At 67.8% G+C, this 13,016-nt stretch carries 13 protein-coding genes; 10 read left to right on the top strand and 3 right to left on the bottom strand.

Going from position 1 to position 13,016, the window contains the following annotated elements:
• Positions 1-27 precede the first annotated feature (27 nt).
• Genes FHX60_RS10090 through FHX60_RS10100 form a run of 3 tightly spaced genes read left to right on the top strand, consistent with a single transcriptional unit; the run spans position 28 to position 2,524 of the window.
• A complete protein-coding gene (locus FHX60_RS10090; protein ID WP_183283250.1) occupies positions 28-1,230 on the top strand; it encodes a beta-ketoacyl-[acyl-carrier-protein] synthase family protein in 1,203 nt (400 codons plus the stop codon).
• 9 nt (positions 1,231-1,239) lie between these two features.
• On the top strand, positions 1,240-2,052 hold the full coding sequence (locus FHX60_RS10095) for a beta-ketoacyl synthase chain length factor (RefSeq protein ID WP_112775502.1): 813 nt from the start codon (positions 1,240-1,242) through the stop codon (positions 2,050-2,052).
• A complete protein-coding gene (locus FHX60_RS10100; RefSeq protein ID WP_183283252.1) occupies positions 2,045-2,524 on the top strand; it encodes a hotdog family protein in 480 nt (159 codons plus the stop codon). The genes FHX60_RS10095 and FHX60_RS10100 overlap by 8 nt, the downstream gene beginning before the upstream one ends.
• Positions 2,525-2,548: 24 nt before the next feature.
• On the opposite strand, the gene fahA is transcribed toward FHX60_RS10100, so the two are convergent.
• The 3 genes from fahA to FHX60_RS10115 form a co-directional block, all read right to left on the bottom strand.
• Entirely contained in the window at positions 2,549-3,811 is a 1,263-nt protein-coding gene (gene fahA, locus FHX60_RS10105; protein WP_183283254.1) for a fumarylacetoacetase, read from the bottom strand.
• 132 nt (positions 3,812-3,943) lie between these two features.
• The gene (hmgA, locus tag FHX60_RS10110; protein WP_183283255.1) at positions 3,944-5,263 is read right to left on the bottom strand and encodes a homogentisate 1,2-dioxygenase; all 1,320 of its coding nucleotides are present in this window, start codon (positions 5,261-5,263) and stop codon (positions 3,944-3,946) included.
• Positions 5,264-5,669: 406 nt separating this feature from the next.
• Positions 5,670-6,053, bottom strand: coding sequence for a helix-turn-helix domain-containing protein (locus FHX60_RS10115; RefSeq protein WP_018008605.1), 384 nt, complete (start codon positions 6,051-6,053; stop codon positions 5,670-5,672).
• Between the two features lie 338 nt (positions 6,054-6,391).
• On the opposite strand from FHX60_RS10115, the gene FHX60_RS10120 reads away from it, so the two are divergent.
• From FHX60_RS10120 to FHX60_RS10150, 7 genes are all read left to right on the top strand, one after another.
• The gene (locus tag FHX60_RS10120; RefSeq protein ID WP_260163812.1) at positions 6,392-7,006 is read left to right on the top strand and encodes a TetR/AcrR family transcriptional regulator; all 615 of its coding nucleotides are present in this window, start codon (positions 6,392-6,394) and stop codon (positions 7,004-7,006) included.
• Positions 7,007-7,172: 166 nt separating this feature from the next.
• On the top strand, positions 7,173-8,189 hold the full coding sequence (locus tag FHX60_RS10125) for an alpha/beta fold hydrolase (protein WP_183283258.1): 1,017 nt from the start codon (positions 7,173-7,175) through the stop codon (positions 8,187-8,189).
• A gap of 14 nt (positions 8,190-8,203) precedes the next feature.
• Positions 8,204-8,536 carry a DUF2917 domain-containing protein gene (locus FHX60_RS10130; protein ID WP_112775507.1) on the top strand — a complete coding sequence of 111 codons (333 nt, stop codon included), beginning with the start codon at positions 8,204-8,206 and terminating at the stop codon, positions 8,534-8,536.
• 409 nt (positions 8,537-8,945) lie between these two features.
• Positions 8,946-9,239, top strand: a complete 294-nt coding sequence (locus tag FHX60_RS10135; protein ID WP_092309924.1) for a GYD domain-containing protein — start codon at positions 8,946-8,948, stop codon at positions 9,237-9,239.
• Positions 9,240-9,412: 173 nt separating this feature from the next.
• Complete coding sequence (locus FHX60_RS10140; RefSeq protein ID WP_092309927.1) at positions 9,413-9,637, top strand: DUF2188 domain-containing protein; 225 nt, start codon at positions 9,413-9,415, stop codon at positions 9,635-9,637.
• A gap of 42 nt (positions 9,638-9,679) precedes the next feature.
• Entirely contained in the window at positions 9,680-10,738 is a 1,059-nt protein-coding gene (locus FHX60_RS10145) for an AI-2E family transporter (RefSeq protein ID WP_220091224.1), read from the top strand.
• Positions 10,739-10,873: 135 nt separating this feature from the next.
• Complete coding sequence (locus FHX60_RS10150; protein WP_183283259.1) at positions 10,874-12,973, top strand: TonB-dependent siderophore receptor; 2,100 nt, start codon at positions 10,874-10,876, stop codon at positions 12,971-12,973.
• The last annotated feature ends 43 nt before the right edge of the window (positions 12,974-13,016 follow it).

Below are 13,016 nucleotides of genomic sequence, written 5' to 3' on the forward strand. Positions count from 1 at the left end.
ATTCCTTCCATTCGCCTCACCGAAGCTGTGTCCCCGCTCCTGTTCTCGCATTTCACCGCCACCAGCTGCCTCGGCGCCGGCCTCGACGCCACGCTGGCGGCGCTGCGCGCGCAGCGCGGCGGCCTGGCGCCGTGCCGCTTCGGCGACGTCGCCCTCGATACCTATGTCGGCGAAGTCGCCGGCCTCGACGCCGTCACGCTGCCGGCCGCGCTGGCCATGTTCGACTGCCGCAACAACCGGCTGGCGCAGCTGGCGCTGGAGCAGGATGGCTTTGCCGAGCGGGTGCGCGAGGCGGCGGCGCGCTATGGCGCCCACCGCATCGGTGTCTTTCTCGGCACCAGCACCGCGGGCGTGCTGCAGACGGAGCTGGGCTATCGCCAGCGCGATCCGGCCAGCGGCGCGCTGCCGTCGGACTTCCACTACGGCGGCACGCACAACCCCTACTCGCTGCCGGCGTTCCTGCGCCAGCAGCTGGGCCTGTCAGGGCCGGCGGCAGCGGTATCGTCGGCGTGCTCGTCCGGAGCCAAGGTGTTCAGCTCGGCGCGGCGCATGCTGGAGGCCGGGCTGATCGATGCGGCGGTGGTAGGCGGCGTCGACTCGCTGTGCCACACCACGCTGTACGGCTTCAATGCGCTGGAGTTGTTGTCGCGCCAGCCGTGCCGGCCCTACGACGTGGCCCGCAACGGCATCTCGATCGGCGAAGGCGCGGTCTTCGGCCTGCTCGAACGCGTGACCGGCAAGGTGGCGGACGATGCCATCCTGCTCGCAGGCATCGGCGAATCGAGCGACGCCCACCATATGTCGACGCCACACCCGCATGGGCTGGGCGCGCGCATGGCGATGGCGCAGGCGCTGGCCGGCGCAGGCATCGCGCCGGAGCAGGTCGGCTACGTCAACCTGCACGGTACCGCCACGCGCAGCAACGACGCCGCCGAAGCGCTGGCCATGGCCGCGGTGCTGCCCGGCACGCCGTGCAGCTCGACCAAGGGCGCCACCGGCCATGCGCTGGGCGCGGCCGGCGCGCTCGAGGCGGTGATCTGCGCGCTGGCGCTGCGCCACGGCCTGGTGCCGGCCGGCATCAACACCACGCAGGTCGACCCCGCGCTCGGCGTGAACTACCAGCTCGCCAACCAGGACACGCCGTTGCGCTACGCGATGAGCAATGCGTTCGGTTTCGGTGGATCCAACTGCAGCCTGCTGTTCGCCCGTGCGGACGCGGTTGCTCACTGAGCCAGCGCCATGCCACAGCCAATCTATCTCGAAAGCATCGGCCTGCTCGGCCCCGGCCTGAGCGGCTGGCAGCAGGCCAGTGCCGTGCTCGCGGGACGCACGCCATACGCGCACGCGGCCACTGAGCTGCCGCTGCCGTCGGGCCTGCCCCCGGCCGAGCGCCGCCGCACCGGGCCCACCGTCCGGTTGGCGCTGGGCGTGGGCCAGCAGGCAGTGGCGGCCAGCGGCTGCGATGCCGCGCAACTGCCGACGATCTTCACCTCGTCCAGCAGCGATGGCCACAACTTCCATGCCATCTGCGAAGCGCTGGCGCAGCCCGAGCCGCTGATGTCGCCCACGCGCTTCCACAACTCCGTGCACAACGCGACCGCCGGCTACTGGTCGATCGCCGCCGGCGCGATGCGCGCCTCCAACGTGCTGTGCGCGATGGATGGCAGCTTTGGCGCGGGTCTGCTGGAAGGCGTGCTGCAGGCCACCGCCGATGCGGAGCCGTGCCTGCTGGTCGCCTATGACACCGGCTATCCGGAGCCACTGCACACCTGCCGGCCGATTCCCGACCCGTTCGGCGTGGCGCTGCTGCTTACGCCGCAACCGAGCGCGCGCTCGCTGGCGCGCATCGCGGTGGCGCTGACACAGGCGCCGGCCACCGTGATGCCGGACACGGCGCTCGAAGCGCTGCGCAACTCGGCCCCGGCCGCGCGCGTGCTGCCGCTCCTCGCCGCCATCGCCCGCGGCGAGACCGGCACGGTGGTACTGGATTATCTGGACACGCTGCGGATCGAAGCCGAAGTCACCAGTCTCGGCAGCCAGGCCCATGCCTGAGGCGATCCGGGACCGCGCCTGGATCGCGGCGCGCATTCCGCACCAGGGCAGCATGTGCCTGCTCGACGGCGTGGCGGCGTGGGACGCGGCATCGATCCGCTGCACGGCAACCAGCCACACGCACGCGGAGAATCCGCTGCGCGCGCAGGACCGGCTGGCAGCGGTGTGCGGGATCGAATATGCCGCGCAGGCCATGGCCGTGCATGGCGCCCTGCTGGCCGAGGCCGTGCAGGCAGGCGGCGCGCCGCAGCGCCCGCGAACGGGCTATCTTGCGAGCGTGCGCAAGCTGGTGCTGCAGGTGGAACGGCTCGACGATATCCCGGCGCCGCTGGAAGTCACGGCTGAGCGCATCAGCGGCGAAGGGGCCACCGTGCTCTATGCCTTTGTCGTCAGTGCCGCGGGACGTACGCTGCTGTCGGGCCGCGCGGCGGTCATCCTGGATGCCGCCGCGGTTGGCGCTGACGCCGGCTGAAGCCTGCCGGCCAGCGCCCTCGCTTCAACGCGCCGGCAGGATCTTGCCCGACACCGTACCGAAGCCGACGCGGTAGCCGTCGCCCTGGCAGTAGCCGGTCATGATCACGTCGTCGCCGTCCTGCAGGAAGCTGCGCTGGCTGCCATCGGCCAGGGTCAGCGGCTCGGCGCCGTTGCGGGTCAGCTCGAGCAGGCTGCCGTAAGAGTCCGGCGTGGTGCCGCTGATCGTGCCCGAGCCCATCAGGTCGCCCACGCGCACGTTGCATCCCGACACGGTGTGGTGCGCCAGCTGCTGCGCCATGGTCCAGTACATCGCCTTGAAGTTGGTGCGGCAGATGGTGCTGGGGGCCGTTGCGCCGGCGGGCTGCAGTGCGACTTCCAGTGCGATGTCGTAGGCGTTCTTGCCCTGCTGCTGCAGGTACGACAGCGGCTCGGGCGATTGCGCGGGATTGTCGCGGCGGAACGGCTCGAGCGCTTCCATGGTGACCACCCATGGCGAGATCGAGGTCCCGAAGCCCTTGCTGTTGAACGGCCCCAGCGGCACGTATTCCCATTGCTGGATATCGCGCGCGCTCCAGTCGTTGAGCAGCACCATGCCGAACATATGCGCCGGCGCGTCGGCGGTGCTGACGGGCTCGCCCAGGGCCGAGGGCTTGCCGACGATAAAGCCCATCTCCAGCTCGAAATCCAGCTTGCGGCAGGCGCTGAAAACCGGGCGCTCCTCGTTCGGCAGCTTGATCTGGCCGTTGGGGCGATGCAGCGGCGTGCCGCTCACCACCACCGAGCTGGCGCGGCCGTTGTAGCCGATCGGGATTTCCAGCCAGTTCGGCAACAGCGCGTTGTCCGGGTCGCGGAACATGCGGCCGACGTTGGTGGCGTGCTCCTTCGACGAATAGAAGTCCGTGTAGCCCGGGATCTCGACCGGCAGGTGCAGGGTCGCGGCCGACATCGGCACCAGCGCCTGGTCGCGCAAGGCGGCGTTGTCGCGCAACGCGGCGTCCGCACCGGACAGCAGTGCCGTCAGGCGCCGGCGCGTCTCGCTCCATACCGGCTGGCCCAGCGCGATGAAGCGGTTCAGGCTGGCCGCGGCAAACGTGCCCCGGGCCGCTTCAGGCAGCAGGCCCGCCTGGTCCAGTGCGGCGAGGTCCAGGACCTGGTCGCCGATAGCGACGCCGACACGGGGCGCCTGGCCTTTGGTGGAAAACACGCCGTAGGGCAGGTTTTGCAGCGGAAAATGGGTGTTGCCGTCGTTGGCGCTGTCGATCCAGCTGGTTTGGGGGGCGGTCATCGGGTGCTCCGGAAAGTTTGGCGGGCACGCTTGGCGTGCCGGCAGTTGTCTTGCCTGGTGGCAGCCTGTGCTCTCGCCGGCCCGCTCCCGCGAGCGGGAGAAAAGACCGGCGGGATGGCGGGCACCAGCGCGTTAGCGGACGTTCGGGTTGAAATGCTTCTTCAGGCCCTGCCAGCAGGTGTAGTACTCCTGTTGCAGCGACGCCGACTGCGCGGCATACGGCGTCGGGCGGATCACGCCCGGCGTTTCGAACATGAACGCCATGGTGTTTTCGATGTGGTGCGGCGTCGAGGTGTCGGCGACGCTGGCCTTCTCGAACGTCTCGGCATCCGGGCCGTGGCCGCTCATGCAGTTGTGCAGGCTGGCACCGCCGGGCGCGAAGCCTTCGGCCTTGGCGTCATAGACGCCCGCGATCAGGCCCATGAATTCGCTGGCGATATTGCGGTGGAACCAGGGCGGGCGGAACGAGTCCTGCATGGCCAGCCAGCGCGGCCCGAAGATGACGAAGTCAATGGTGTCGACGCCCGGCGTATCCGACGGCGACTGCAGCACCAGGAAAATCGACGGATCCGGATGGTCGTAGCTGATCGAACCGATGGTGTTGAAGCGGCGCAGGTCATACTTGTACGGCGCGTAGTTGCCGTGCCAGGCCACCACGTCGAGCGGCGAGTGGCCAATGTCGGCGCGCCACAGATTGCCCTGGAACTTGGCCACCAGCTCGAAGCTGCCCTCGCGGTCTTCATAGCCGGCCACCGGCGAGAGGAAGTCGCGCGGGTTGGCCAGGCCGTTCGAGCCGATCACGCCCAGGTCAGGCAGCCGGAACAGCGCGCCGTAGTTCTCGCAGATATAGCCGCGCCCCTCGCCGTCAGGCAGCTCCACGCGGAAGCGCACGCCGCGCGGGATCACCACGATTTCGTGCGGCTCGACTTCCAGGCGGCCGAGTTCGGTCACCATCAGCAGCCGGCCCTGCTGCGGCACGATCAGCATCTCGCCGTCGGCGTTGTAGAAAAAGCGGTCCTGCATCGAGCGGTTGGCCAGGTACAGGTGGATGCCGCAACCGGTCATCGCTTCCGGGCCGCCATTGCCGGCCATGGTGACGATGCCATCGACAAAATCGGTCGGCACCGACGGCATTGCCGGCGGGCTCCAGCGCATCTGGTTCGGCGACGGCGGCACCTGGTCGAAGCGGCTCAGGAAACGCGACTGTTCGATCAGCGTGAACGGCTTGTGCATCGCCGCCGGGCGGATGCGGTACAGCCACGAACGGCGGTTGTGCGCACGCGGCGCCGTGAACGCGGTGCCCGACAACTGCTCGGCATACAGGCCATAGGGCGCGCGTTGGGGCGAGTTCTGGCCCACCGGCAGCGCGCCTGGCAGTGCCTCGGTGGCGAATTCGTTGGCGAAGCCGGACATATAGCCGTGCTCGGCAAGCTGGGTATGCGTGAGGTCCATGGTGTTGTTTGCGTCTCCGGGAGGTCCATCAGCGCAGCGCTGGCCGCACGGCGCTTGAATTACGTATTGTTCAATGGATTTACCATATCGTAATCATCGGAAGCGGGCGTGTCAAACCTCGGATGCGCGCGGGCAGCACACGGCGCACTTGCAGTTGTAGGCGGCGAAGCGGGAAATTGGGAAGGTGCCGCTGGCGGGCGCCAGAGCGGCAGGAAGAAAAGGCTGGAAAGCGCCGGCTCAGGCAGTCAGGCCTGCGGCGTCATGCCTGTCCGGTGCCAGAAACGGCTCTCGGGACAAAAGCGGCTCGGCGCGCGCCAGAGGGCACGCGCCGCTTGCGGAGGGTGGCCTGGAGGCCCGCTGCCGGACCGGCCCGCACAAGCATGCGCGCGGCCAGGCAGAAGGCGGATCAGACCGGTTTGTGGCCCTCGCCGGTACCGGGGCCGAAACCGCCGCCGGAGGCCGGGGTCGCGGCCGGTGCCGGCGCGCTGCCAGCGGGCTGGCCGGCCATCGAGGCAGCGGTCACGCCGCCGTTGCGGCTGGCAATGAAAGCGTTGACGTCGGCGGCAAGGTGCTGCGGCGCCAGCACCACTTCCAGGCCCAGGGCCTCGCAGGCCGCCAGGAAGGTCGACATGCGGGGGTCGGCCTGGCCTGATTCTGCCCGGAGGTAGGCCTCCCGGGAAATGCCCGCCTTGCGAGCGACGTCCTCCTGCTTGAGCTTGCGCGCGCGGCGCAGCGCCCGCAGTTGCCGGAACGGTTCGCTAGCGCCTCTCGGCACGGCTGTACTGTTCATGTCGGTCTCCAGTCACCAGTGAAAAAAAGTGCGCGGACGTGCATTCGAGTATAGAGCACGCAAAGCGTTCCGTATGTAACCGCCGAAACACTTTGTGCAGATTTCTTGCTGGCCCGTCATCTTGCGCCGGCATCTACCCGAAGGCGCCCATCCAAGCGTCGGACAGAGCACAACGCCTTCGCGCCGCCTTGACAGTAACGGGCCCTCGGAATTTGCGTTGACGTCACATGCATAGCTGTATGACGTTATGGCCTCCCGGACACAACAACGCAAGTCCGGGCAACTACCATGCATCCGGTTTCGTTGACAAACCGACCGGTCGTGCTATTCTTCGCTGCATGCAGAAAGGACATCTCACCCGCAAAGCCATCATCGAGCAGGCGCTGGACGCCGCCGCCAAGGTCGGCTTCGAGCAGTTGTCGCTGGCCACGCTGGCGGCCGATACCAATATGTCCAAGAGCGGCCTGTATGCGCACTTCAAGTCCAAGGAGATGCTGCAACAGGCGGTGCTGGACCTGGCGGTGGAGCGTTTCGGCGACATCGTGATCCGGCCGGCGATGCGCCAGCCACGCGGCATGCCGCGCTTGCAGGCGCTGTTCGAAGGCTACCTGGAGTGGCTGGGCGGCACGGTGACGCAGGGACGGTGCCTGTTTACCGCGCTGGGGCAGGAGTATCGCGACCGCCCCGGCTCGATCCGCGACCTGGTGGTGCAGTCGCTGAAGGACTGGCACAGCACCATCGCGCGGGTGGTGGGGGACGCCATCGAAGAAGGCCAGTTCGGGCCGAAGGTCGACCCGCGCCAGTTCGCCTTCGAGTTGTCCGGCATCGGCATGGCCTTCCAGCAGTCGTTCAAGCTGCTGGGGCGGCAGGATGCAGAAGCGATGGCGCGGAACGCCTTTGCGGCCCTGGTTGCGCGCGCGGCGGCAGACGCGCCCCATCGCGCGGGGACCTGACATCGGCGCCGGCGCTATCCCGCCGGCGGGCAGCACACCGCTCCGGCGGGCTTTTTTTGTACCGAAAAAAGCACGACTGGTCGGTCTTTTAAGCAGCGCGAGACGCCTCCGGCCAGCCCGGTTCCGATGACGCCGCGCAATCCAGAACCCATTGGAGGTGCAGGTCGTGACGCAAGCAGTCTCTTCTCCTTCCCCGGTTTCCCCTTCTCCCGCCGCGGCGGCGCCGGCCTTGCGCAACCCCGATGCGTCGGCGCCCGCCAGCCGCGACGGCACCGTGCAGCGTGCCCTGATGGGGTTGCAGCGCTTGCGCTGGCAAGCGGGCAGCGTGCTGATGCCCGCGGCGACGGCACGCCGGCTCGAGCGCATCTGGTTCAGCCCGCCGCGGGGCGCCGCCACCTCCGCCGCCCGGCACGCGCTGGACGGTGCGCGCGCCGACTGGGCCCTGGTGACCGGCCATGGACCCAGCCGGCGGGTGCGGGTCTACCGCTGGGGCAGCGCCGGGCCGGTGGTGCTGCTCGCCCATGGGTGGGGCGGCCATGCGGGCCAGTGGCATGCGGTGATCGACGGCCTGTTGGCGGCGGTCATGCGGGTCGTGGCCTTCGATGCGCTGTCGCACGGCGCCTCCGATGCCGGCGCGCGCGGCGCCGCGCAGACTTCGGTGCTGGAGATGTCGCGCTCGCTGCTGGCGGCAGCATGGCATGCCGGCCCCGTCCATGCCGTGGTGGCACATTCCCTGGGCGGCGCGGCGACGGCGCTGGCGCTGCGCGAAGGCCTGCCGGCGAGCGCCGCGGTGCTGCTGGGCGCGCCCGCCGACATGCGCGCGGCATGCGCCGCGCTGGCGTGGCAACTGGGCGTGGCGCCGGCGGTGCTGGGCCGCATGCAGCGCCACAGCGAACGCTGGCTGGGCATGCCATGGTCGGCCTTCAACGTGCCGGACCTGGGCCGGGCCCGCGCGGTGCCACCGACGCTGGTGATCCATGACCGCGACGACAAGGAGGTGCGCTGGGAAGACGGCGCGGCCATCGCCGGCGCCTGGCCTGGCGCGCGGCTGGAAACCACTACCGGCCTCGGCCACCGCCGCATCCTGCGCGATCCCGCCGTGATCCAGCGCATCGCCGAATTCATCCGGCCGCCATCCGCGCCACGCGAGATGCCGGTACCCGCCGGCCTGGCCGTGACCTGAACCAGGAGACCATCATGTACCTGGTAAGCAACGATATGACCGCCACCCTGCCCGCCCGCAGCTCGCTGCGGCTGGTGGCCGGGCCCGGCGAACGGGTGGCGGTGCGCTGCACCGCGGGCGAGCTGTGGCTGATCCGCGATGGCGATCCGAAGGACACGGCGCTGACGGCAAGCGAATGCTTTACCTTGTCCGATGCCGGCCATGTCGAGCTGTATGCGATCACCGCCGCCTCCCTGCACGTCACCCGCTGCAAGACAGCGCCCGATCCCGTTCGCGACGCATGGCGACAGCGGCTATGGCGCTGGCTGGGCCCGCGCAGCCAGGGCTATACCGGCGCCGGCCGCTGACCCAAACTGCTACCCCGTCTGCCATCCGCAGACAAACCCTGCCCGCCTGCCGCGCCCATCGCGTTGAAGGATGGGTGTGGGTCATGGCGGTTAATTGCGCAATTTTCGTTCCCAAACGTCGCGCCGCGCTGGATACGCCGGGGGAAGCGACACCGCGCCGGCACAGGACTAAGGCAGCCGCTGTATCAGGACTGATACACCGCGTGCCGCGCCGCGTGGCCGGCGCCGTGGCATCTCCCGCTGCGCGGCACGCCACGTCGGCTGGCGCGCGATATGCATCGCCGTGGGGTTGCTCAGGTTCCCCCGGTGTTGCGCCGGGACGCCCTGAACCACTGCCCCGGCTTGCTGCGATCGGTCGCGTGCGCGCAGCCGGGACGGCGTTCGATCGATCCTTACCGGAGATCCCGCCATGACCCGCTATATCGTGCTAGCCAGCTTCACCGACCAGGGCATCCGCGCCGTCAAGGACACCACCAAGCGCGCCGCCGCGGTGCGCGAGATGGGCGCACGCTTCGGGGTGCAGATGAAAGACATCTACTGGACCCTGGGCAAATATGACATCGTGCTGACCGTCGAGGCCCAGGATGACGCCAGCATGACCGCGTTCGGGCTGGCGGTCGGCGCGCTGGGCAACGTGCGCACGCAGACGCTACGCGCCTTCGACGTCGACGAGATGCAGGGGATTCTCGACAAGATGAGCTGAGCCGCCCTGGCACTGCCCTTGTCACGAATAACGCCCGCCACGGCACCAGGCGGGCGTTGTCGCGCCTGGCTTGCGTGATTCTTCCGTCAGTCCGACGGTGTTGTCAGACGATGCCCGATAGCTGGCCGGCTGCACACCGCAGACACTCGTACTGCCAACTCCGGGAGAGCGCCATGCCAGGCAAGAATATCCATGTCGTGCCAACCCATAATGGCTGGGCAGTCGAAGCGGAGGGCCGCTCCGGCAACCAGCAGCGCTTCACGTCGATGGACCATGCGATCGCTACCGGCATGGAGAAAGCCAGGCGCGCAAAGGTCGAGCTGCTGATCCACGGCAGGGATCACCAGATCATGGAGCGAAACTCGTTCGGAAGCGCTCCCGCTGACGCCGAAGGGTAGTGTCAGGGTACCATCGGCATCGTATCCGGGGCACATCTACTCATCGACAATCCGATGCGCAATCTGAAAGGCTTTTACATCCTTCTGGTCGCCGTCACCATTGCGTTCATCTGGATACTGCTGCCCTTCTACAGCGCGATCCTCTGGGGCACCATCCTCGCCATCCTGTTTCACCCCATGCACCGCAAGCTGACGGTGCGCTTCCGCAACCGGGAAAATCTCGCAGCGTTGACCACGCTGCTGGTCTGCGTGCTGATGGCCATTGTCCCGGTGTTCCTGATGATTGCCACGCTCGCGCAGGAAGTCGCCCTTGCCTACAACCAGATCAAGACCGGCAAATGGGATTTCGCCCAGTACTTCCAGACGGCCGTACAGGCCCTGCCCGATTCCGTCGAGGCATGGCTGAATGAAGTGGGATTGGCCGACGTAGCGGGGTTGCAAGCGAAACTGACCGAAGGTGCCGCCCGCATCAGCCAGTTCATGGCGGCCCAGGCTGTCGCCATTGGCCAGAACACGCTGCAGTTCGCCGTAGGCCTTGGCGTCATGCTGTATCTGGTGTTTTTCCTGCTGCGGGACGGTACCGTCATTGCCCATCGCTTCCGCGAGGCGATCCCGCTGAGCGACGCCCACACCCGCCGGCTGGTCGGCCGGTTCACCACCGTCGTGCGCGCCACGGTCAAGGGCAACGTCGTGGTGGCGGCGGTGCAGGGAATCCTGGGCGGGCTGGCCTTCCTGCTGCTGGGCATCAATGGAGCGTTGCTGTGGGGTACGCTGATGGCGTTCCTGTCCCTGCTGCCGGCCATTGGCGCCGCGCTGGTCTGGGGTCCGGCCGCGGTGTATTTCTTGCTGGCCGGCCCGGTCTGGAAAGGTATCGCGCTGATTGCCATCGGTACCCTTGTCATTGGCGCCGTGGACAACCTGCTGCGCCCTATCCTGGTCGGCAAGGACACCAAGCTGCCGGACTGGGTGGTGCTGATCTCGACCCTGGGCGGCATGTCCGTGTTTGGCATCAATGGCTTTGTGATAGGTCCGCTGCTTGCCGCGCTGTTTATGTCGTGCTGGGATATTTCGGTGATCGAGGATCGCGACGAGACCATGTGAGCGGCCACGGCGCCATTTCGTCATCTCGCCGTCTTTAGCGTGTTGACGAAGCAACTGGCAACGCATGGACAAAACTTCTAGAAACGCGAATTATTCTCATTTATTATTCGGCCTTTGCTTTTGCCCTGGGCCGTCATGCTCTTCCGCCGTCTTGCCATACCTGCCGCCGCCAGTTCGCTGCTGCTGCCTGCCGTTGTCTCCCACGCCGCCGAAGAACTCGCCACGCTGCCGTCCGTGACGGTCAGCGCCGCCGGTGACGGGCAGGCCGACGTCGGTTTCGCCACGCGCCGGGCGGCCGGCGTGACCAAGTCGGGCGAAGCCGCGGCCGACGCCGCGCAATCGATCACCGTGATCACGCGCGACCTGCTCGACAGCCAGCAGGCACAGAACCTCGGCGACGCGCTGCAGAACTCGGCCGGCGTGGTCACCAACACCTTTGGTCGGCGCGGCTGGGACGACTTCATCATCCGCGGCCAGCGTGCCTCGGAATCGGTCTTTGCCGACGGCCTGCTGGTCGACAGCAACAACCGCGTGGCGCAAGAGCTGTTCGGCGTGGAGCGCGTGGAAGTGCTCAAGGGGCCGGCTTCGATACTGTTCGGCGCGGTGCAGCCCGGCGGCCTGGTCAACATGGTCAGCAAGCGCCCGCGCGCGGAACTGTTCGGCGAACTGGGGCTCACCGTCGGCAACTACGGCTTCCGGCAGATGACGGTCGACGTGGGCACGCCGCTGGCCAACGACAGCAAGGCGGCATTCCGCCTGAACGGGCTGTTGATGAACAGCGACGATCCGACCGACTTTGTCTGGTATCGCAACCGCTGGATCGCGCCGTCGCTGACGCTCGACCTTGGCGCGCGCACGGACTTCACCATCCTGGCCAGCCACAACCAGCGCAACTACGTGCGCCAGCAGGGGCTGCCCGTGAATGGCACCGTGGTGCCGAACCGCAATGGCGTGGTGCCGGCCAACCGCTTTATCGGCGAACCGCATGCGCCGTCCTATGACGGCGAGCAGAACCGCATCGGCTACGCGCTGACGCACCGGTTCGACTCCGGCTGGACCCTGAACCAGAACCTGCGCTACCAGACATCGTCGCTGAGCGGTACGCTGGTCTCGGCCGGCACCATGGCGCTCAACAGCCAGTCGATGAACCGCAGCGGCACGCAGCAGAGCTTTTCGGGAAATTCGTTCGGCGTCGACACCAACGTGCAGCGGACCTTTGCATTCACGGGGCACGCGCACAGCGTGACCTTCGGCATCGACTACCGGCATACGAAGGAAGACCGCCTGCAGAAGACGTGCCGCGTCGCCGCGCTGAACGTCTACCACCCGGTCTACGGCGCCAGCATCAACTGCCCGCCCGCCTATAACCTGGATGCGACCGATACGCTGGATGCGCTCGGCCTCTACCTGCGCGACCAGGTGCGCCTGGCCGAGCGCTGGACCGTGACCGGCGGCGTGCGCTACGAATCGGCGCGGACCGGCACGACGGACCGGCTGGCATCATCGCGCCACACCAACGACAGCAACGCCGTCACCGGCAGCGCGGGCGTAATGTACGACCTGACGAACTGGGCGCGGCCGTACGCAAGCTTCGCCACGTCGTTCCTGCCGAACGCCGGCACCGATGCCAGCGGCGCCACCTTCAAGCCCGAGAAGGGCCGCCAGTACGAGGTGGGCGTCAAGTTCGACATGCCGGACAAGACCGGCCTGCTGACGCTGGCCGCGTTCGACCTGACGCGCACCAATGTGCTCAGCAGCGATCCGGTCAATACGGGATTCAGCGTGGCCGTGGGCGAACAGCGCTCGCGCGGGCTGGAAGTGGAACTGACGCAGGATCTCGGCAACGGCCTCAGCGTGTCGGCGGCCTACGCCTATATCGCCAGCGAAGTCACCGAGGACACCACCGCCGCCAACGTCGGCAAGCCATTGAACAGCGTGCCCCGGCACAGCTTCTCGGTCTGGAGCCAGTATCGCCTGCGTGGCGCGCTGGCCGGCTGGTATGTCGGTGCCGGCGTGCGGGGCGAGAGCGCCAAGCGCGGCTACAGCTTCAACTACACCGTGCCGGGCTACGCCGTCGCCGATCTTGCCGTCGGCTACGTCGCCTCGCACTGGCGCGCGGCGTTCAACGTCAAGAACGTGTTCGACAAGATGTACTACGCGGGCGGCCTGAACAACAACGTGCTGCCGGTGGGCAATCCGCGCGTCGCCATGCTCAATGTGACGATGAATTATTGAGGTCGAGGTGGTGTCCCGCCTGCGATGCGAAACACCACCGCTC

The organism is Cupriavidus alkaliphilus (genome assembly GCF_014191175.1).
Classification (GTDB): Bacteria; Pseudomonadota; Gammaproteobacteria; order Burkholderiales; family Burkholderiaceae; genus Cupriavidus; species Cupriavidus alkaliphilus.